Origin of the sequence: Brucella tritici, from assembly GCF_902825325.1 — a bacterium.
Lineage (GTDB): Bacteria > Pseudomonadota > Alphaproteobacteria > Rhizobiales > Rhizobiaceae > Brucella.
Window position 1 is genome coordinate 72,444 of sequence record NZ_CADEAR010000013.1, and the last position, 17,852, is coordinate 90,295.

The following is a 17,852-nucleotide window of genomic DNA, read 5'->3' on the forward strand; positions in this document are numbered from 1 at the left end:
GGAAATCTCTGCCTTTTTGTTTTTTATTTCTCTGGTTTTTCGCCGTACCAGCGCGGCGTATAAACCCATTCCCCGCCATCGGGCTTTGCAAAAATTTGCGTATGGGAAGAGCCCACAATCACAACGGTTCGCATGTCGACATCATCCGGTGTCAGCGCGCCGAGCGTGGTTGTCCGTGTCGTCTCTGCTGGTCTGCCTATGTCCCGTCCCAGGACAATCGGCGTGTCAGGGGACCGATATTGGCGCAGAATGTCCAGTGCGCGACCAAGTTGATGCGGACGCGCCTTGGAGATCGGATTGTAAAACGCCATGGCGAGATCGGCTTCGGCGGCAAGCGCAAGGCGCTTCTCGATAATTTCCCAGGGCTTCAGATTATCCGATAGCGAAATGATGCAGAAATCGTGCCCAAGAGGCGCCCCGATACGTGATGCAGCAGCCATCGCCGCGGAAATACCGGGCTGGATGACAAGCTCAACACCGTGCCATGCGGCACTATCCGTTTCGTGGAGCGCTTCGACAACCGCCGCAGCCATGGCGAAAACACCGGGATCGCCTGAGGAAACCATGGCGACACGCCGTCCGGAAGCCGCGAGTTCGAATGCATGGCGTGCGCGCTGCATTTCTTCCCGATTGTCGGTCATGTGGATGGTCTGGTCGGCGCGGAAGGGGCGAAGGTTCTCCTCGGCCATCCGCACATAGGTCTCATAGCCCAGAATGTCTTCGGCCTGTTCCAATTCGTGCTGAACGGCAGGCGTCATCAGCTCTCGTGATCCCGGCCCAAGGCCGATAACGACCAGCTTGCCGCGTTTTCGACCGACAAACAGAACATCTGCCGGGGCGGCAGCCACCGCAATGGCAAGCCCTTTGCGTTCTGTCAGCTCGACCGGCCGTTCCACCGAGCGAAGAACGAGTTCACGAGCATCTGCTGCATCAGCAACATAGCGCAGAGGGGTACCGAGGTTCTGTGCCATTTTATGAAGCTGTGGCGCGGTGCAGTTCTTTTCGTGGGCAAGAAGCAATGCCAGAGATGCAGGGGCAATGCGCGTATTGGCGAGCGCATCTTCAATATCGTTCTGAATGCTGTTGCTGATGGTATCGACGGCAATCGCCACACTGCGAGGATGATAAATCAACTCATCCGGCCGGGGCGTGCGAATGTGGGGCGTTATGCTGATCGTCAGCGAGCCATCGTCGGCGAAAGGCAGTTTGGAATTTGCAAGCCAGCGTGATGTTCCGTCAAGCCGCACCTTCTGTCCCGCAAGAAGGTTCGACGTGAAATTTTTCGCGTCGTCAGGATTGGCAAGGGTCAGTTCGGCAGGCGGGTGCAGCAGGTTGATCCCGAAGCGCAGTTCGCCGGATGTGGTTATGGCGGGCGCAACCTCAAGTGCTGCTGCGATCTGCCGGGCCATGTCATTGACACCGGAAAGGCCACCCAGAAGCGGCACAACTGCACTCCCGTCTTCGGCCACGGCAAGAACCGGCGGTTCGACACGCTTGTTCTGCAGAAGTGGTGCCAGCGCCCGGATCACAATACCGGCTGCGCAAAGTGCAATGATGGGGCGGCCTTCCTCATAAAGCGACCTGACCGCATCGCCGAAATGCACGAAAGTGTTGTCCAGCGACGCAACACGGTTCTGGAACCCGCGGATCTCGGCATGTTGCAGAGCTGTCGCGATGCGTTGCGCGGCAGGCACTGCGGCTTCTCCGAGAACCAGAATTGCAGGGATCATGCGCCGTTCCATTTTTGCCCCGGAACGAGAATGATCGAGAAATAGGGGCAGTCGCTGCCATCGACTTCCGCCAGCGGCACAATGCGCTGATTGGCCATGGTGGCGCGCTCGACATAGAGCGCGCGGTCCATGAGACCGAGATCGCCCAGCACAGCGCGAACCTTGTCGAGGTTTTTGCCAAGCTTCATGATTGCCGCCGCTCCCGTATCCGCGAGCCGACGCGCCAGTTCTTCCGCGCTCATGACGCCGGAGAGAACGGACAATGTCTGATTACGATAGACCAGTGGCGCGCCCAGCACCGCCGAAGCGCCAAGGACAGAGCAGACGCCAGGGACGACTTCCGTTTCATACTGGTCCGCAAGCCGGTCGTGAATATACATGAACGAGCCATAGAAAAATGGATCACCTTCCGCGATCACGACCACATCCTGACCATGATCAAGGTGGCTCGCTATCGTGCTCGTTATCTCGCCATAGAAATCACCGACGATTTGTTCGTAATCCATATGTGCGGGGAGCTTTTCCGTTGTCACCGGATAGATTAGTGGCACCAGAACCTGTTCCGGTGAAAGATATTCCTCGACGATTGTAAGGGCATTGCCCTTCTTCCCCTTGGCGGCGTGATAAGCCACAACAGGTGCGTTTTTGAGGAGGCGCAGGGCTTTCAGCGTTATCAGTTCGGGATCGCCGGGGCCGACGCCCAGGCCAAACAGTCTGCCTTTTACCGTCATTATTCGCGCTCCGAAGCGAGCGCATTGACCGCCGCCGCCGTCATGGCGCTGCCACCGCGTCTTCCGCGTACAATCACATAAGGTATACCGCGGCTGTTGGCGGCGAGTTCGTCCTTGGATTCTGCCGCGCCGACAAAGCCGACCGGCATGCCGATGATGAGCGCAGGTTTTGGCGCGCCAGCATCCAGCAATTCGAACAGGCGGAAGAGGGCGGTCGGTGCATTGCCGATTGCAACAATACTGTTGCGAAGATGCGGGAGCCAGAGGTCGAGCGCAGCGGCCGAGCGGGTATTGCCGATCTTCGTCGCAAGTTCAGGAACGGATGGATCGCCAAGCGTGCAGATGACTTCATTGTTGGCAGGCAGACGAGAGCGGGTAATGCCCTCTGCCACCATGCGCGCATCACAGAGAATGGGCGCACCGGCGAGCAGGGCGTCGCGCCCGGCCTTGCCAGCGCCTTCCGAGAAAGCGAGGTCATTGACCACATCCACCATGCCGCAAGCGTGAATGACACGGACTGCGAGCTTTTCCAGATCGGCTGGTATCCGGCTTAGATCGGCCTCGGCGCGAATGATGGCGAAGGACCGGTCGTAAATGGCCTGTCCGTCGCGAATATAGTCTGTCATGATGACCACTCTAATCAGTGTCGGGCGTTCAGAAGGCGCGCCGCTTCGTCAATGGTAATATCAGTCGCCAATAGCCGTCCGAAGCGCGATGGTCCAGCCCCGTCTTGCGGAAACCGCTCTTGCGCATAAAGATCGTAGCGACCCGTCGCGCACGCCAGAAGCGTGTGCGGTAAAGGTGCAAGTGCTGCGCATGATTTGGCGCATCCCGTGATGTGCACGGATGATTTTCCCGCAGTCAAATGCGTTGCCAGCCTTTTACCGTCCGTCTGTGTGTCGGCGAGTGCGGAGACGCAGCCATTTGATCCCGAACAGGCACGAAGCCGCGCATGTGGGGCTTCGGCTGTCGTTTCGAGGTCAAGCAAACGAAATTTCTCGGGTACTTCACCAATCTGGGTTTCGTCTACATAAGGCAGGATAACACCTTGCCACGGCGTAAGGCGCAGTTCACGCTTCCCGCTTTCGGTGAGGTCTGCCAGACCTGCGAGTTGCTGCGGTGTCAGCCGTCCTACGAGCGGCATGGCGCCAACATAAAATGAACCGTCAGATTGCAGGCTGTTGCCGAGATGCGAGAATGGCACCGGTGCCTTGCGCTTCCAGCTGGTTGCCGAATGGATGGGAAATGACAACTCCCGGTCCAGTTCCGCCAGAAACTTTGATGGAGGGGTGGCCTCGAATAGATGCTTCATCCGTCCAAAACTGCCTTGGCGTAAAAAATGGTGGAGCAACGCTTCGATGAAGGGCAGGGCGTGTTGCGCATCTAAACCCCCCAGCGCTTCCCTGTCTGGAGACGAAGCAAGGCCAAAAGCAAAAGTCTTGCCGTCTATTGCCGAAAGCCAGATGTCGCCGGGATGAGAAATCATCGCGCAGTCTTCGCCACCGTCGATCTGCAACGAGAATTTCGGCGACAGGGCGTAGAAAGCCTCATTGGCCTGCAGCATGTCCAGCACAGACGATGCAAGTCCGGTGACGTCACATATCTGGCCCCGGTCAATGCCAGCGGTGGGGCTGACCATCACATTGCGAATATCATCCGCGCCGGGATTGTCGGTGCCAAGGCCGGCCTCCTGAAGTGCCGCGACAACATCGTGCCAATGTCTGGGCTCAATGCCGCGCAACTGGATATTGGAGCGAATCGACAGCTCTATTGCGCCTGCATCGAAACGTTCGACTATTGCTGCAATCGAACGCGCCTGATCGGCTGACAGGCGACCGAGCCGCAGTTTGATACGGGCAATAGCCCCATCTCTGGCCATGACCATACGCGAAAGTCCGGGGCAGGCGTTGCGCCTGTCAGGTCTCATTGCGTCGGTCTGGCGGTTCTGCTGGCTTAACATATTGGCCTTATACGCCTTGCCGCTTGCACTTGCTACTGCCCCGCCATACGAACAAAGAAAAGGAGCATCGCGCATGGCACGCTGGTTGACAGTGATCGGGATCGGTGAAGACGGGTTGGACGGGCTTGGAAAAACCGCACTCATGGCGCTCAACTCCGCTACGGTCATTTTTGGCGGCAAGCGTCATCTGGATTTTCTGAGTGGTAGTATCAAAGCCGAGCGCGTGGCCTGGCCGTCTCCATTCGACGAAGCTTTCGCGATGATTGAGGCATATCACGGCCAGCCGGTCGTTGTGCTGGCAAGCGGTGATCCCATGTTTTTTGGTGTGGGTGCGACTTTGTCCCGGCATTTTTCGCCAGAAGAAATGCATGTTCTTTCCTATCCGTCCTCGCTTTCGCTCGCCGCTGCACGCATGGGCTGGTCGCTTCAGGATGTGCGAACGGTCAGTGTGCATGGTCGCCCGTTCGAGCTTTTGCTCTCGCATGTTCTACCGGGCGAGAGACTTCTCGTGCTCAGCAATGACGGTTCGACGCCTGCAAAAACGGCGGCAGTGCTCAAGAACAAGGGTTTTGGCCAAAGCCGGATGACTGTGCTTGAGCATATTGGTGGGCCGAAGGAACGCCGGGTTCAAGGTATTGCCGAAAACTGGTCGCACGAGCGATGCGCTGATCTCAATGTGCTGGCAATTGAATGCATCGCTGCGCCGGAAACGAACCTGTTTTCTCCCGTCGCTGGTCTGCCCGATGGAGCTTTTGAGAATGATGGCCAACTGACCAAGCGCGATGTGCGTGCTGTTACTCTGTCGCGATTGCAGCCATTGCCGCGGCAACTGCTCTGGGATGTCGGTGCCGGTTGCGGATCCATTGGTATTGAGTGGATGCGCGTTCATCCTTCATGTCGCGCGATTGCCATCGAAGCGGACGAACAGCGGCAGGGGATGATCGAGCGAAATCGTGCGGCATTGGGTGTCCCCGGATTGCAGCTGGTTAGGGGGGAAGCACCGTTCGCGCTGGAAGGGCTGGAGGCGCCGGATGCGATTTTCATCGGTGGCGGCGTAACGGATGAAGGCGTGCTGCAAGCCTGCTGGAACGCCCTGAAACCGGGCGGCAGGCTTGTCGCAAATGCCGTTACCCTGCAAAGCGAGATGCTGCTTTTCAACTGGCGTGAGACGTTCGGCGGAGAATTGACGCGCCTTGGCGTCGCGCAAGCTGGCGCGCTCGGTTCTTTCGATGTCTGGCGGCAGGCGCTGCCCGTCACAATTTATTGCGGGTTGAAAGCTAAAAGATGACTTGAACAGTCATGTTATATTCGGGTAAGGCTGGGAAAATTATTTCCCAAAGGAGGACGGGGCATGTCCGAACTCAATGCCAATACCCGCTTTGTACTCACGAACGCCGGTCATGTGGTCAATCAGCTTCTCGATCATTTTGTCGAACATGCCGATGTGCATCGTCAGGGCAGTACGGCCAAGCTGGTATTGAGCTTCGGTAAGGCCGATGTGCATTGGGATGATGAAACGGTTAGCGTCGACGTCACGAGCGAAGACGAAACCGGTCTTGCCTATATGAAGTATTCCATCGCCGAACATGTGCTGGAATTTCTCGACAAGGGCAGCGCCAAGCCGAAGATTATCTGGGAAGGTGATGGGGCCGCCGGGCTGCCGTTGCCCTATTTCCGCGAAATGCAGGTCGTCGCAGTGTCGAATGTAACGCCGCATATGCGTCGTATTCGTCTGAAGGGCGAAAACCTGTTCCGCTTCTCGCAGTTGGGCCTTCATATCCGCCTGCTGTTTCCACCGGAAGGTCTTACCAAGCCGCAATGGCCCACAACTGGCGAAGATGGCCGTCCGCTCTGGCCGGATGGCGAAGCCAAGCTTGCCACGCGTGTCTACACGATCCGCAACATCGATCCCGTAGCCGGATGGGTGGATATTGATATGGTCGTTCATGGCGATGACTGCGATGCGCCGGGTTCGGGCTGGGCTGTCAGCGCCAAGCCCGGCGATATTGTCGGGATGACCGGTCCGGGTGGCGGTGACGCAGGCGATGCGAAGTGGTATCTGCTGGCGGGCGATGAAACCGCGCTGCCCGCCATCGGGCGCATTTTGGAGCGATTGCCGGAAGGCACCAAGGCGGTTGTGCGCGTCGAGATCGGCAGTGCTTCAGAAAAGCAGGAACTTATCTCGCGAGCTGATGTCGATCTGCAGTGGCTGAACCGCGATGGTGCGGAAGCCGGAACGACGACATTGCTGCAGGATGCGGTGCGTGCGGTCGAACTACCGGAAGACGAGGAAGACATTTACGTCTGGGCCGGTTGTGAGTTCAACGCATTCCGGTCGATCCGCACCTATATGCGCAAGGAACGTAATGTTGCGAAGGATCGCCAGCTTATAGTCGCCTATTGGCGGCGCGGGCAGGATGGCGACACACCGCGCAAGGCATCCGACGATTGATGCAATGAAAAAGGGGACCGGAAGGTCCCCTTTGTTTTTTCGCATGTCTTTATCCCAAAGCTGGTTACCAATTCTGGGAGACAAGCTTTTGCATTACCTGCGGAAGCCTTCGCTGGCCCGCATCAGGTTCTTCGTATAGTCGGCATGGATATTGCCGCTGACAAGATCGTCCGCCTGCAACTGCTCGACGACCTCCCCATTGCGCATGACGGCAAGCCGGTCGCACATATGGGTCACAACGCCAAGATCGTGGCTGACCATGACGAAGGTCAGGTTGCGGTCGCGCCGAACCTGTTCGAGCAGGTTCAACACTTCCGCCTGAACCGATGCGTCGAGCGCTGAGGTCGGTTCGTCAAGCAGCAATATGCTGGGCTCAACGATCAGGGCGCGGGCAATGGCAATACGCTGGCGCTGGCCGCCTGAAAGCTGGTGCGGATAGCGAAAGCGGAAGCCGGAACCGAGACCGACTTCGTCCAACGCTCTTACGATGCGCTGTTCCGTGTCGCCGACGCCGTGGATGGCAAGCGGTTCCAGTAACAGCCGATCCACCGTCTGCCGGGGATGCAGCGAGCCGTAAGGGTCCTGAAACACCATCTGGACATTGCGATAGAATGCTTTGTCGCGCGGTGTCTTCAGCAATTGCCCGTCGATGCGGATTTCGCCGTCTTCAACAGGCGCCAGTCCGGCTACGGCGCGCAGCAGGGTCGACTTGCCGGAACCGGATTCCCCCACAAGGCCGTAGGATTCGCCGCGGGCCACATCGATGCTGACCGATTTCAGTGCATGGAAATGATCGAAATAGACGTCGATATTGTCGACGCTCAGTGCAGATGCCGTGCTCATAGCTTCCATGCCTCCTGACGCTGCAAGGTTGGCAGGGGATGGCGATCGGCTCCGATCTTCGGCATGCAGTTCAGCAATCCTTGCGTATAGGGATGTTTCGCATTGGCGAGGTCCTTCGCCGCAATTTCCTCCACGATCTTGCCCGCATACATCACGATGACGCGGTCGCAAAAGGAAGAAACGAGGCGCAAGTCGTGGCTGACAAAGATCAGCCCCATGCCGCGCTCGGCAACCAGCTTGTCCAGAATGCCGAGCACTTCGAGCTGAACCGTCACGTCGAGGGCGGAAGTCGGCTCGTCGGCGATCAGCATTTCCGGCTCGGCCACCAGCATCATGGCGATCATGACGCGCTGGCCCATACCGCCCGAAACTTCGTGCGGATAGAGCTTCATCACGCGTTCTGCATCGCGAATCTGCACGGCTTCGAGCATGGCGACGGAACGCTTGCGGATCTCATCGCCGCTGAACTTGCCGTGGGCCTTCAGCGTTTCGGCGATCTGCTTGCCGATGGTCATGACAGGGTTGAGCGAATATTTCGGGTCCTGCAACACCATGGCGATGCGGCCGCCGCGCAAGGCGCGGCGTTCACGCGCCGAGGCGTTCAGAAGATCGATGCCGTCAAACTCCAGTTTCCTGGCGGTGATCTGCGCATGGAGCGGCGTGAGACCCATGATGGCGCGACCGGTCTGGGATTTGCCAGAACCGGATTCGCCAACAATACCAAGACGCTCGCGGCCAAGCTCAAAGCTGACACCGCGCACGGCCTCGATTGCGCCCGTGCGCGTCGGGAAGGTGACGCGCAGGTCTTCAACAGTCAGAAGAGGCTTCATTGGTTGTTACCCCGCGGATCGAGCGCATCGCGCAGGCCATCGCCCAGCAGATTGAAGCCGAGGCTGACGATCAGGATCGCGATGCCTGGCATGGCGGCAACCCACCACTGGTCGAGAATGAAGCGGCGACCGGAAGCGATCATCGCACCCCATTCAGGCAGTGGCGGCTGTGCGCCGAGGCCGAGGAAGCCAAGACCGGCGGCGGTTAGGATGATACCTGCCATGTCGAGCGTCACACGCACGATCAGCGAAGATGTGCAGAGCGGCATGATATGACGCACGACGATGCGGATCGGCGAAGCGCCCATCAGGCGAACGGCGGAGATATAATCCGAGTTGCGCACGGTTAGCGTTTCTGCACGCGCAATACGCGCATAGGGTGGCCATGAGGTGATCGCGATGGCGATGATGGCATTTTCGATGCCGGGTCCAAGAGCGGCGACGAAGGCCAGCGCGAGAATGAGCTTCGGGAAGGCAAGGAAGATATCGGTGATACGCATCAGCACGGCATCGACCCAGCCACCGGCATAACCGGCCACCGTACCAACCAGAAGGCCGATCGGTGCGGCGATGATGGCAACCAGAAGCACCACATAGAGGGTGAGGCGGGAGCCATAGATCAGACGCGAAAGAATATCTCGGCCCTGATCATCGGTGCCGAGCAGGTAGCCGGGTGTTCCCGGCGGCAGAAGACGTGCATTGGCGAGATCACCAACAACCGGCGAATGCGGCGCGAGCACATCGGCCAGCGCTGCAACGACGAGCAGTCCAATGATGATTAGCAGGCCAAGGACGGCGAGCTTGTTGGCAGTGAAACGCCGCCAGACCATATAGGCGCGGCCGAGACGGGCTTGCGTGCGCGATTGTGGCCGTTCGGTAAGCAGCCATTCGCGCCATGAGAGGTTGGAAGTATCTGTCATTTGGCTCATCGTACGCGCGTCCTTGGATCGAGAACCCGATAGAGAAGATCGGACACGAGGTTGAGCGCGATAAAGACCGACCCGATGACGATAGTGCCACCGAGAACGGCATTCATATCAGCGTTTTGCAGTGAATTGGTGATGTAGAGTCCGAGACCGGGCCAGGAGAAGATGGTTTCGGTCAGAACCGACCCTTCCAGAAGCCCGGCATAGGAAAGCGCAATCACGGTCACGAGCGGGACAGCGGCATTGCGCAGCGCATGGCCCCAGATGATGCGGGTTTCCGAAATGCCCTTGGCGCGCGCAGCGACGATATATTCCTGTTCCAGCTCATTGAGCATGAAGGAGCGGGTCATGCGGCTGATGTAGGCCAAGGAGAAGTAGCCGAGCAAAGCCGATGGCAGGATAAGGTGGGAGATAATATCCTTGAGGGCTGGCCAGTCGCGCTGGAGAATCGCATCGATCAGGTAGAAACCGGTGATCGGTGTGAATGTATACTCAAATGTGATGTCGATACGTCCGGGGCCGGAAGTCCAGCCGAGCCGCGCATAGAAGATCAGGAGCGCGAGCATGCCGAGCCAGAAGATCGGCACCGAATAGCCGACGAGGCCGATCACACGCACAATCTGGTCGACAAGGCTGCCGCGCTTCACAGCGGCGAGAACGCCGAGCGGAATACCGAACAATGCGCCAATGATCGTGCCGACAGTGGCGAGCTCCATTGTAGCGGGGAAGACGCGTCGGATGTCGGTCATGACCGGATTGGTCGTGAGCACAGAAGTGCCGAAATCGCCTTGCAGCACACCCTTAACGTAAAGATAGAACTGCTGGTAATAGGGCAGGTTGAAGCCCATTTCTTCCCGCACGCGCGCCACGACATGCGCGGGAGCGCGATCGCCGACGATGGCAAGCACGGGGTCGATCGGCACTACACGGCCGATAAAGAATGTGACGGCCAGAAGGCCTAGATAGGTCGTGATGACGATAACCAGAAAACTGGCTAACGACGCGGCAAGGACCGTTGAACGCCGCGGCGCTCGCCTTACCTTCTTGGTGGTTACAGTGTTACTCAATGTTTTGACCGCTTCCGACAATGAGAACATTTCAGAACAGGTGCCGGTCTGAAGCCTCAGTCATCTTTGCTTGAAAAGCTCTAGAACGGTTTTGATGGGCCGTTCCATTTCCTGTTGTGAGGCATTTCCGGATGCGAGACAGGTTCGCTGGAAATGCTCTGGAGCGGCTTTCCTTTTTGATTCAGAAAACCGCTCCATCTTCTTGTTTTTAGGCCGATTCAGCGCATGAAAAGCTTTCATGCGCTGAATCGGAGTGACTATTCCTTGCTGACGTTCGCCAGGAAGTTGGAGTCGAATGTCGGGCCGAGCTTGTAGCCCTTCACGTTGCCGCCAATGCCGGCAACTTCAACCTGCTGGAACAGCATGACGAACGGGCTCTGGTCGAGAGCTTCCTGCTGAAGCTTCTTGTACTGTTCGGCACGCTTGTCGTTGTCGCGTTCCAGAAGAGCTGCCTGCGTCTGCTTGGTCAGCTCTGGAATGTCCCAGGCGTTGCGCCATGCAAGCGTCTTGGTCGATGCATCGTCACTGTTATCCGGGTTGCTGGTGAAAGCTTCGGCGTTGGAATTCGGATCCCAATAGTCCATGCCCCACTGGCCGATATACATATCGTGGTTACGGGCACGATACTTTGTCAGCGTCTGCTTGCCGTCGCCGGGGATGATTTCGATCTTCACGCCAGCCTGAGCAGCGGTTTGCTGGAAGGATTCGGCAATGCCGGTGACCGGCTGGCCGTTACGGACGTCGAACGTGACCGAGAGACCGTCCTTCAGACCCGCCTTGGCGAGAAGTTCCTTCGCCTTGGCAACGTCGAGCTTGTACGGAGCAGCATCGAGAGAACCAAGAACGCCCTTTGCCTGATAGGTCTGGCGGATTTCACCAATGCCCTTGATGAGGGTCGAGCCGATTGCATCATAATCGACCAGATATTTGAACGCTTCGCGAACTTCCGGCTTGGCCAGGTTCTCGTTCTTCTGGTTGAGGCTGATGTAATAGACCGTGCCCTTGGCAGCGCTGGCCGTGGTCAGCTTGTCATTCTTCAGAACGGCCTCATAGTCACCCGGCTCCAGATTGCGAGCCACATCGACGTCGCCGGATTCAAGCATCAGGCGCTGCGTCGCGCTTTCCTTGACGTGACGATAGAAGACGCGCTTGAGCTTGGCCTTTTCGCCATAGAAATTGTCGTTGCGCTCCAGAATGACGACTTCATTGGCGCGCCATTCGCGGATCGTGAACGGTCCCGAGCCTGCCGACTTGGTCTTCAGCCATGCATTGGCATAGTCCGTGTCGTATTTGTAGTCGTCGGTCGGCGTAACCTTCTCGGCATGCTCTTCGAGAAGCTTCTTGTCGACCACTGCTGCGACGGTCGCGGTCAGGCAGTTCAGCACGAAGCTTGGCGCATATGGCTTGTCGACGGTGAAGACGAAGGTATTGTCGTCTACGGCTTTCGCCTTTTCGTTGACGTTATCCTTGGTCAGACCGAACTGGGTCAGGATGAAGGCCGGGCTCTTGTCGAGGCGCACAGCACGTTCAAAGGAATAAGCCACATCGGCAGAAGTGATCGGGTTGCCAGAAGCGAACTTGATGTCCTTCTTCAGCTTGAACGTATAGGTGAGGCCGTCGTCGGACACGGTCCAGCTTTCGGCAACACCCGGCACGACTTTAGACGTGTCGTTGATGTTGAGACGAACGAGCATGTCATAGGCATTACCGATGAATTCGGCCGGGCTCAGTTCGAAGGATTCTGCCGGGTCCAGCGTGATGGTGTCATCGATGGCCCATGCCTGAACCAGAGTGTCGGCAGGCGTGGCCGACCAGGCTGGGTTTGCAGCCAGTACGGCAGCAAGCGCTGCACCGGCAGCCAGAATACGAAAACGTCCGAAATGCATCATGTTTGAGTTCCCTTTCTGTATTTTTGTTGGGATTTTGTTGGATTGTATCTGTATGTCAGGCTTCGTGCCATGCCTGTTTCAGGACCCTGATCCAGTTGTCCCGGCAAAGCTTCGCCAGTTCCTCATCGTTGTATCCGGCCTTCTGCAAGGCCATCACAAGGTTCTGGGTTCCGGCGGCATCGCCGATTTCAGCTGGAATTGTTGCGCCGTCATAGTCCGAGCCAAGGGCCACGCAGTCGATGCCCATGCGTTCAACCATGTAATCCACATGGCGAACCACATCGGAAAGCGGCGTGTTGGCGTCTTCCTTGCCATCGGCGCGCAGCATCGTCGTGGCGTAGTTCAGTCCGGCAAGACCCTTGCTCTCGCGGATCGCATCAAGTTGACGGTCAGTCAGGTTGCGGGCGACAGGGGTGAGGGCGTGTGCGTTGGAATGGCTGGCGACCAGCGGCTGATCGCTCAGTTTGGCCACATCCCAGAAACCTTTTTCGGTGATATGCGCCAGGTCGATCAGAATGCCCTTGGCGTTGCACGCTTTGACCAGGCGCTTGCCCGCATCGGTCAGGCCGGGGCCAGTATCGGGGCTCATCGGATAGGCAAACGGAACGCCGTGGGCGAAAACATTGTTTCGGCTCCAGACCGGGCCAAGTGAACGTAAACCGGCAGCATAAAAAACTTCAAGCGCTGCCAGCTCTTCATCGATGGCTTCGCAGCCTTCCATATGGAGCACGGCGGCGAATGTGTCGCTGTTCAGCGTTTCGTCGAGTTCACGACCGTTACGGCAGAGCTTCCAGCCGCCTGCAGCTTCCAGCCTCAGCGCAATGGCTGCGATTTCGAGAGCGATGTCGAGGGAGGGACTGCGTTCCAGCGGCGATGAAAGCGGCGTTTCGTAGTGGCCGTTAGCATCGGGCTTGCCCAGTTCGATATGCTCGCCCGAAGGTATGTAGATGGCGCATATGCCACCGGCGAGGCCGCCTTTGCGCGAACGGGGCAGGTCAATATGGCCGATATCCGTCCCGTCGATAAATTCCTTGATCGGGTCCTGGCCCTTACGGGCATTTTCCCAAAGCCGCAGAAGGACATCGTTATGTCCGTCAAAAACGCGCTGCATTCTTTCATTCCTGACTGCATGACCTGCGACAGCAGAGCCACATATCCAAGTGTTCAGGCGCGAGGAGACAACACGGCAAGGTAAGATAACCTCCCGATATGGTGGTTGAGCTTTTCGCTCTTATTGTTCCCCGCACTTCCACTACCAATTTATAATCGGTTAGTGCCTGTCGGAGTCAAGCCATCGAATGACGTAGTCAGACTGCGAAATGAAGATAAATTTATGCAAAACGAAAGGGCTGCGCTATGAAACGCAGCCCTTTGTGCAAATGCAGAATTGCTTGATGCGAAAACAGAATGAAGTCTCGCATCGGATCGCGGGGTCTAGAACTTGTAGTTCAGACCGGCCTTGATCGAATGGTTCTTCAGATTGTTACGCTGTTCAACGCCGTTGACGCGGGACTTTACATCATTGAAGCGCTGGAAATCATACTCGGCCTTGACGGAAAGCGGGCCGGTCAGTGCCTGTTCGACACCGGCACCGATCATTGCGCCGCCTTCCCAGCCCGGAGCCGAGGTGGTGTTATCCTTGGCTTTGAAGCGGGTCACACCGTAACCGGCGGTGCCGTAAACGAGCGTCTTGTCAAAAGCGTAGCCTACCTTGCCCTTGGCATTGCCGTTCCATGACTGCTGAAGGCTGCCACCGTTGCCGATGCGATGTTCGGCTTCGGCGAAGTTGCCCTCAAGTTCTGCGCCAAACACGACATTACCGCTCTGCATGTTCTTGCCGACGACGACGCCGCCCAGAGCGCCAGTACGGTTGGTGAAGGGGCCAGGGACCTTGGACGACGAAGCGCCGATCTGTGCGCCGATATAATTGCCGGACCAGTCATGCGGGCCGCTGGCAACCGGATCGTTATAGGAATAGTCCGTTGCTCCCATCATATCGGCGGCGAAAGCCGAGCCTGCAAAAGCAACGATTGCGGCGCCAAGCGCCACTGCGGTGATAGAACGCTTCAACATTTTTTACTCCGATTTTCCCGTCCGGAAACGCTGGCGGGAAACATGCCTGAATTCATTATTGCCATCGAAAGGCCGTGCCTTCGAACTGGCTTTCGTCTCACCTCTGATTGTGTCCAAATTTAAGAAAATTCGAGCGATTTCCATGCATTGCGCAACCATTCTTCGCGCTATGCTTAACAAACCGTAACAATAGAATTTTCAAAGAGTAGCTAGATCAATCCCAACCCGCGGAAACTGGCATGGCCGTGCTTTCCGACAATGACATGGTCATGCACGGTAATGTTGAGCGCCTTGGCGGCATTGACGAGCTGTTTGGTCATGTCAATATCGGCGCGTGATGGTGTCGGGTCGCCGGAAGGATGGTTGTGGACCAGAATAATGGCGGTGGCGGAGAGCTCCAGGGCCCGTTTGACGACCTCTCGCGGATAGACTGGTGTGTGGTCCACCGTACCTGTCTGCTGAACTTCGTCGGCAATCAACTTGTTCTTCTTGTCGAGGAAGAGAATGCGGAACTGCTCGCGGGTCTCGTAGGCCATGGCAGTGGTGCAGTATTCGATCACCTTGTTCCATGAACCAAGCACTTCGCGTTCCATGACCGTGCTGCGCGCGCTTCGCTTGGCGACAGCTTCCACAAGCTTGAGTTCATGCGCGACGGTGGGACCCGCGCCGGGAACTTCAGCGATCAGTTTTTCGGGGGCGGCCAGCACTTCTGCAATCGAGCCGAACCGCATCAGCAAAGCCTTGGCGAGCGGCTTGGTGTCGGCGCGGCGAATGGCGCGAAACAACAGCATTTCAAGCAGTTCATAATCTGCCAGCGCATCAGGTGCATCCCTGAAACGCTGTTTGAGACGATCACGATGCCCGGCATAATGCGGCGTGTCGATCTTTGGTGTTAATTGCAGCGTGTCGCTGAAGCCGGGCAACTCGTTGCTACCCGACTCATTCTTGTGCTTTGCCATCCTGTTTAAACCCCCGCAAAAACAGACCAGACAATTAACGAGGCGATATCCCTTCGCCGTTATCTCATAGAAGGCGGGCCGAAGACATTGGCCGGGGACAGCGTGAATATCTCGCAGCCGTCCTTCGTAACACCTACCGTATGCTCATATTGTGCCGTCAGCGAGCGGTCTCTGGTAACCGCAGTCCAGCCATCGGCAAGAACCTTTACATGCGGCTTGCCGAGATTGATCATCGGCTCGATCGTGAAGATCATGCCTTCCTTGATCTCGACGCCTTCATTCGGCGTGCCGTAATGGAGGATATTCGGCGCGTCATGGAACAATTGTCCCACACCGTGGCCGCAGAAATCGCGTACGACGGAGCAGCGCTCACCTTCGGCATAAGTCTGGATCGCAGCGCCGATAGCCCCGGTCTTTCCACCGGGTTTGACGGCCGCAATCCCGCGCAGAAGGCTTTCATAGGTGACTTCAAGCAGCCGCTCGGAAGCGCGCTTGATTTCGCCTACCGCATACATGCGGCTTGAATCGCCGTGCCAGCCATCGAGGAGATAAGTCACGTCGATATTGACGATATCGCCCTCGCGCAGCGGCTTGTCGTTCGGAATGCCATGGCAGACGACGTGATTGATCGACGTGCAGGTCGATTTCGTATAGCCGCGATAGTTCAGCGTTGCCGGAAACGCGCCGTGATCCATGCCGAACTCGAAAACGAAACGGTCGATTTCGTTGGTGGTCACACCCGGCTTGACGATATCGTTGAGTGCGTCGAGACAGCGTGCCGTCAGATTGCAAACTGTGCGCATACCCTCGAAAGCCTCGGAGCCATAGAGCCTTATCTGGCCCGTATATTTCATGGGTGCACTTGTCGCTTCGATATAGGTTACCATCACTCGATCCGTCTTGGTCTACTCAATTGGCACCACTTCAGTGGCGTCAATGCTTTTATCCGTTATTTGGCACCGAACGGCCCAAGCCTCAACCCCGTTTGCACGCGCACGTTCAAAAGCGCGTGCGTAAGTGGGATCAAGATCGCCGGAAATGCTGAATCTGCTGCAATCGTTTCGCTGGATAATAAACAGCATCACGCCCCGATGACCAGCGGCAACCACGTCGACCAGTTCATCAAGATGTTTTGCGCCTCGCGCCGTCACCGTATCGGGGAATTCCGCCAGTCCAAGCGTTCGGATAAAGTGGACATTCTTGACCTCGACATAGGCTCGCGGGCGCGGACCGTCATCCAGCAACAGGTCAATGCGCGAATTCCTGCCATATTTCTGCTCACGCTTGAGGCTGACATATCCTGCGAGGTCCGGAATGAGGCCCTTGAGGATTGCTTCTTCGGCGATCCGGTTCGGTAAGCCGGTGTTTACGCCGACCAGCGTGTTATCCGCTTCGACGATCTGTAGCGTATGGGCGTATTTGCGGTGAGGGGCATCCGAAACACTCAGCCAGACGCGGGAACCCGGAGCGGTCAATCCGAGCATAGAGCCGGTGTTGGGCACGGATGCAGTGATGAAGCGCCCATCGTCAAGCGTGACGTCGGCAAGAAATCTTTTATAGCGGCGTTCCAGCCTGCCGGTAACCAAAGGTGTTTGAAAAATCATGCGCCGATTTAGGGCGGTTCGGCGATTGTGCGAAAGGCTTTTCTGTTAGCCTCGCGAAAATAGTCGGTAAACGAGAGTGGTTGGCCTAGAATAGCGCTTTGATGACGTCGGCCCAGCTCATATCCGCACCAAGGACCATTGCCGCCGCAACGAGACCGGCGCCGAGAAAGGTGAGGGTGGTTCTAGTTTCGCTTGTCATTATTCTTCCCCATCAAATCAGTCGTTCAAAGCTGGGAAGAATTTCGCGGGAGAATTTGCCCGGATTGTGATGCGATAATGGCTATTCCGGGCAATTTGCGGGCTTTTTACAGATAGGGTAAACGCACCCGCTTTTGTTACTGTTTTACCCAGTTGAAGACGAGTTCCTCGCGAAAAGCGAAGCGGACGACATGGCTTGCCACGACCTCTTCGAGGCGATCGAGATTTTCTTCCGAGGTTTCAACAGTGATGGTCAGTTTTTCCGCGTCGGCATCAAGAATCACGAGACGGCCTTCGCCGAGATCGATTGTGCCGTGCTCCGGTGTGAATTCTACCGCGAATTTGTGCGCCCAATGTTTGCAGAGCTGCTGAAGGTAGCGGCTGGCATGGGCGGTGAGAACGATTGCTGTTGCTTTCGACATTATGCTGTCCTTCCGAAAAGGTTGCAGCCCGGCGCGTAACAGTATCCTGGCAATTCGGCCAGTAATATTTGCATCAAATCTAATGGAAAAGAAAACCAGCAATGGTACGCCCAAGGGGAATCGAACCCCTGTCTGCGCCGTGAAAGGGCGCTGTCCTAACCGCTAGAC

General features: G+C 57.1%; 17 protein-coding genes. 2 read left to right on the forward strand and 15 right to left on the reverse strand.

The features are described 5' to 3' along the window. Positions 1–23: 23 nt before the first annotated feature. From cobJ to cobG, 4 genes are read right to left on the reverse strand one after another with little or no spacing between them, the layout of a single operon-like run. Positions 24–1,730, reverse strand: coding sequence for a precorrin-3B C(17)-methyltransferase (cobJ, locus tag HWX93_RS17925; protein ID WP_176038144.1), 1,707 nt, complete (start codon positions 1,728–1,730; stop codon positions 24–26). Further along, entirely contained in the window at positions 1,727–2,461 is a 735-nt protein-coding gene (locus HWX93_RS17930; protein WP_176038145.1) for a precorrin-2 C(20)-methyltransferase, read from the reverse strand. The genes cobJ and HWX93_RS17930 overlap by 4 nt, the downstream gene beginning before the upstream one ends. Further along, positions 2,461–3,087 (reverse strand): precorrin-8X methylmutase, encoded by a 627-nt coding sequence (locus tag HWX93_RS17935; protein ID WP_176038146.1) that lies wholly within the window; start codon positions 3,085–3,087, stop codon positions 2,461–2,463. Before HWX93_RS17935 ends, HWX93_RS17930 begins: the two co-directional genes overlap by 1 nt. Before the next feature lie 14 nt (positions 3,088–3,101). Next, complete coding sequence (gene cobG, locus HWX93_RS17940; RefSeq protein ID WP_176038156.1) at positions 3,102–4,421, reverse strand: precorrin-3B synthase; 1,320 nt, start codon at positions 4,419–4,421, stop codon at positions 3,102–3,104. Between the two features lie 73 nt (positions 4,422–4,494). Here cobG and cbiE point away from each other — a divergent pair, with 73 nt between their 5' ends. Further along, a complete protein-coding gene (gene cbiE, locus HWX93_RS17945) occupies positions 4,495–5,709 on the forward strand; it encodes a precorrin-6y C5,15-methyltransferase (decarboxylating) subunit CbiE (RefSeq protein WP_176038147.1) in 1,215 nt (404 codons plus the stop codon). Positions 5,710–5,772: 63 nt separating this feature from the next. Further along, entirely contained in the window at positions 5,773–6,873 is a 1,101-nt protein-coding gene (locus HWX93_RS17950; RefSeq protein WP_176038148.1) for a siderophore-interacting protein, read from the forward strand. 93 nt (positions 6,874–6,966) lie between these two features. Here HWX93_RS17950 and HWX93_RS17955 read toward each other — a convergent pair whose 3' ends face one another. The 11 genes from HWX93_RS17955 to HWX93_RS18005 all read right to left on the reverse strand — a co-directional run bounded on the left by HWX93_RS17955 (position 6,967) and on the right by HWX93_RS18005 (position 17,684). After that, on the reverse strand, positions 6,967–7,716 hold the full coding sequence (locus tag HWX93_RS17955) for an ABC transporter ATP-binding protein (protein ID WP_109988468.1): 750 nt from the start codon (positions 7,714–7,716) through the stop codon (positions 6,967–6,969). Continuing rightward, a complete protein-coding gene (locus tag HWX93_RS17960) occupies positions 7,713–8,546 on the reverse strand; it encodes an ABC transporter ATP-binding protein (RefSeq protein WP_109988467.1) in 834 nt (277 codons plus the stop codon). The genes HWX93_RS17955 and HWX93_RS17960 overlap by 4 nt, the downstream gene beginning before the upstream one ends. Continuing rightward, entirely contained in the window at positions 8,543–9,475 is a 933-nt protein-coding gene (locus HWX93_RS17965) for an ABC transporter permease (RefSeq protein ID WP_061346124.1), read from the reverse strand. The genes HWX93_RS17960 and HWX93_RS17965 overlap by 4 nt, the downstream gene beginning before the upstream one ends. Continuing rightward, positions 9,472–10,569, reverse strand: coding sequence for an ABC transporter permease (locus tag HWX93_RS17970; protein ID WP_407922022.1), 1,098 nt, complete (start codon positions 10,567–10,569; stop codon positions 9,472–9,474). Before HWX93_RS17970 ends, HWX93_RS17965 begins: the two co-directional genes overlap by 4 nt. 227 nt (positions 10,570–10,796) lie before the next feature. Continuing rightward, positions 10,797–12,428, reverse strand: a complete 1,632-nt coding sequence (locus HWX93_RS17975) for an ABC transporter substrate-binding protein (RefSeq protein ID WP_176038149.1) — start codon at positions 12,426–12,428, stop codon at positions 10,797–10,799. 55 nt (positions 12,429–12,483) lie between these two features. Beyond that, positions 12,484–13,539: a dipeptidase gene (locus tag HWX93_RS17980; RefSeq protein ID WP_176038150.1), complete on the reverse strand. Its 1,056-nt coding sequence runs from the start codon at positions 13,537–13,539 to the stop codon at positions 12,484–12,486. 323 nt (positions 13,540–13,862) lie between these two features. Beyond that, positions 13,863–14,501: an outer membrane protein gene (locus HWX93_RS17985; RefSeq protein WP_109988463.1), complete on the reverse strand. Its 639-nt coding sequence runs from the start codon at positions 14,499–14,501 to the stop codon at positions 13,863–13,865. A gap of 209 nt (positions 14,502–14,710) precedes the next feature. Beyond that, the gene (radC, locus tag HWX93_RS17990) at positions 14,711–15,460 is read right to left on the reverse strand and encodes a RadC family protein (RefSeq protein ID WP_176038151.1); all 750 of its coding nucleotides are present in this window, start codon (positions 15,458–15,460) and stop codon (positions 14,711–14,713) included. A 59-nt stretch (positions 15,461–15,519) separates the two neighbouring features. Further along, the gene (gene map, locus HWX93_RS17995; protein ID WP_176038152.1) at positions 15,520–16,347 is read right to left on the reverse strand and encodes a type I methionyl aminopeptidase; all 828 of its coding nucleotides are present in this window, start codon (positions 16,345–16,347) and stop codon (positions 15,520–15,522) included. A gap of 18 nt (positions 16,348–16,365) precedes the next feature. Next, positions 16,366–17,064, reverse strand: a complete 699-nt coding sequence (sfsA, locus tag HWX93_RS18000) for a DNA/RNA nuclease SfsA (protein WP_176038153.1) — start codon at positions 17,062–17,064, stop codon at positions 16,366–16,368. A 335-nt stretch (positions 17,065–17,399) separates the two neighbouring features. Further along, a complete protein-coding gene (locus tag HWX93_RS18005) occupies positions 17,400–17,684 on the reverse strand; it encodes a DUF2218 domain-containing protein (RefSeq protein ID WP_176038154.1) in 285 nt (94 codons plus the stop codon). Positions 17,685–17,852 lie beyond the last annotated feature (168 nt).

Excerpts from the sequence above, each read along its gene's own strand:
- cobJ (WP_176038144.1), bottom strand. The coding sequence starts at position 1,730 with ATGATCCCTGCAATTCTGGTTCTCGGAGAAGCCGCAGTGCCTGCCGCG.
- HWX93_RS17930 (WP_176038145.1), bottom strand. The coding sequence starts at position 2,461 with ATGACGGTAAAAGGCAGACTGTTTGGCCTGGGCGTCGGCCCCGGCGAT.
- HWX93_RS17935 (WP_176038146.1), bottom strand. The coding sequence starts at position 3,087 with ATGACAGACTATATTCGCGACGGACAGGCCATTTACGACCGGTCCTTC.
- cobG (WP_176038156.1), bottom strand. The coding sequence starts at position 4,421 with ATGTTAAGCCAGCAGAACCGCCAGACCGACGCAATGAGACCTGACAGG.
- cbiE (WP_176038147.1), top strand. The coding sequence starts at position 4,495 with ATGGCACGCTGGTTGACAGTGATCGGGATCGGTGAAGACGGGTTGGAC.
- HWX93_RS17950 (WP_176038148.1), top strand. The coding sequence starts at position 5,773 with ATGTCCGAACTCAATGCCAATACCCGCTTTGTACTCACGAACGCCGGT.
- HWX93_RS17955 (WP_109988468.1), bottom strand. The coding sequence starts at position 7,716 with ATGAGCACGGCATCTGCACTGAGCGTCGACAATATCGACGTCTATTTC.
- HWX93_RS17960 (WP_109988467.1), bottom strand. The coding sequence starts at position 8,546 with ATGAAGCCTCTTCTGACTGTTGAAGACCTGCGCGTCACCTTCCCGACG.
- HWX93_RS17965 (WP_061346124.1), bottom strand. The coding sequence starts at position 9,475 with ATGAGCCAAATGACAGATACTTCCAACCTCTCATGGCGCGAATGGCTG.
- HWX93_RS17970 (WP_407922022.1), bottom strand. The coding sequence starts at position 10,569 with ATGTTCTCATTGTCGGAAGCGGTCAAAACATTGAGTAACACTGTAACC.
- HWX93_RS17975 (WP_176038149.1), bottom strand. The coding sequence starts at position 12,428 with ATGATGCATTTCGGACGTTTTCGTATTCTGGCTGCCGGTGCAGCGCTT.
- HWX93_RS17980 (WP_176038150.1), bottom strand. The coding sequence starts at position 13,539 with ATGCAGCGCGTTTTTGACGGACATAACGATGTCCTTCTGCGGCTTTGG.
- HWX93_RS17985 (WP_109988463.1), bottom strand. The coding sequence starts at position 14,501 with ATGTTGAAGCGTTCTATCACCGCAGTGGCGCTTGGCGCCGCAATCGTT.
- radC (WP_176038151.1), bottom strand. The coding sequence starts at position 15,460 with ATGGCAAAGCACAAGAATGAGTCGGGTAGCAACGAGTTGCCCGGCTTC.
- map (WP_176038152.1), bottom strand. The coding sequence starts at position 16,347 with ATGGTAACCTATATCGAAGCGACAAGTGCACCCATGAAATATACGGGC.
- sfsA (WP_176038153.1), bottom strand. The coding sequence starts at position 17,064 with ATGATTTTTCAAACACCTTTGGTTACCGGCAGGCTGGAACGCCGCTAT.
- HWX93_RS18005 (WP_176038154.1), bottom strand. The coding sequence starts at position 17,684 with ATGTCGAAAGCAACAGCAATCGTTCTCACCGCCCATGCCAGCCGCTAC.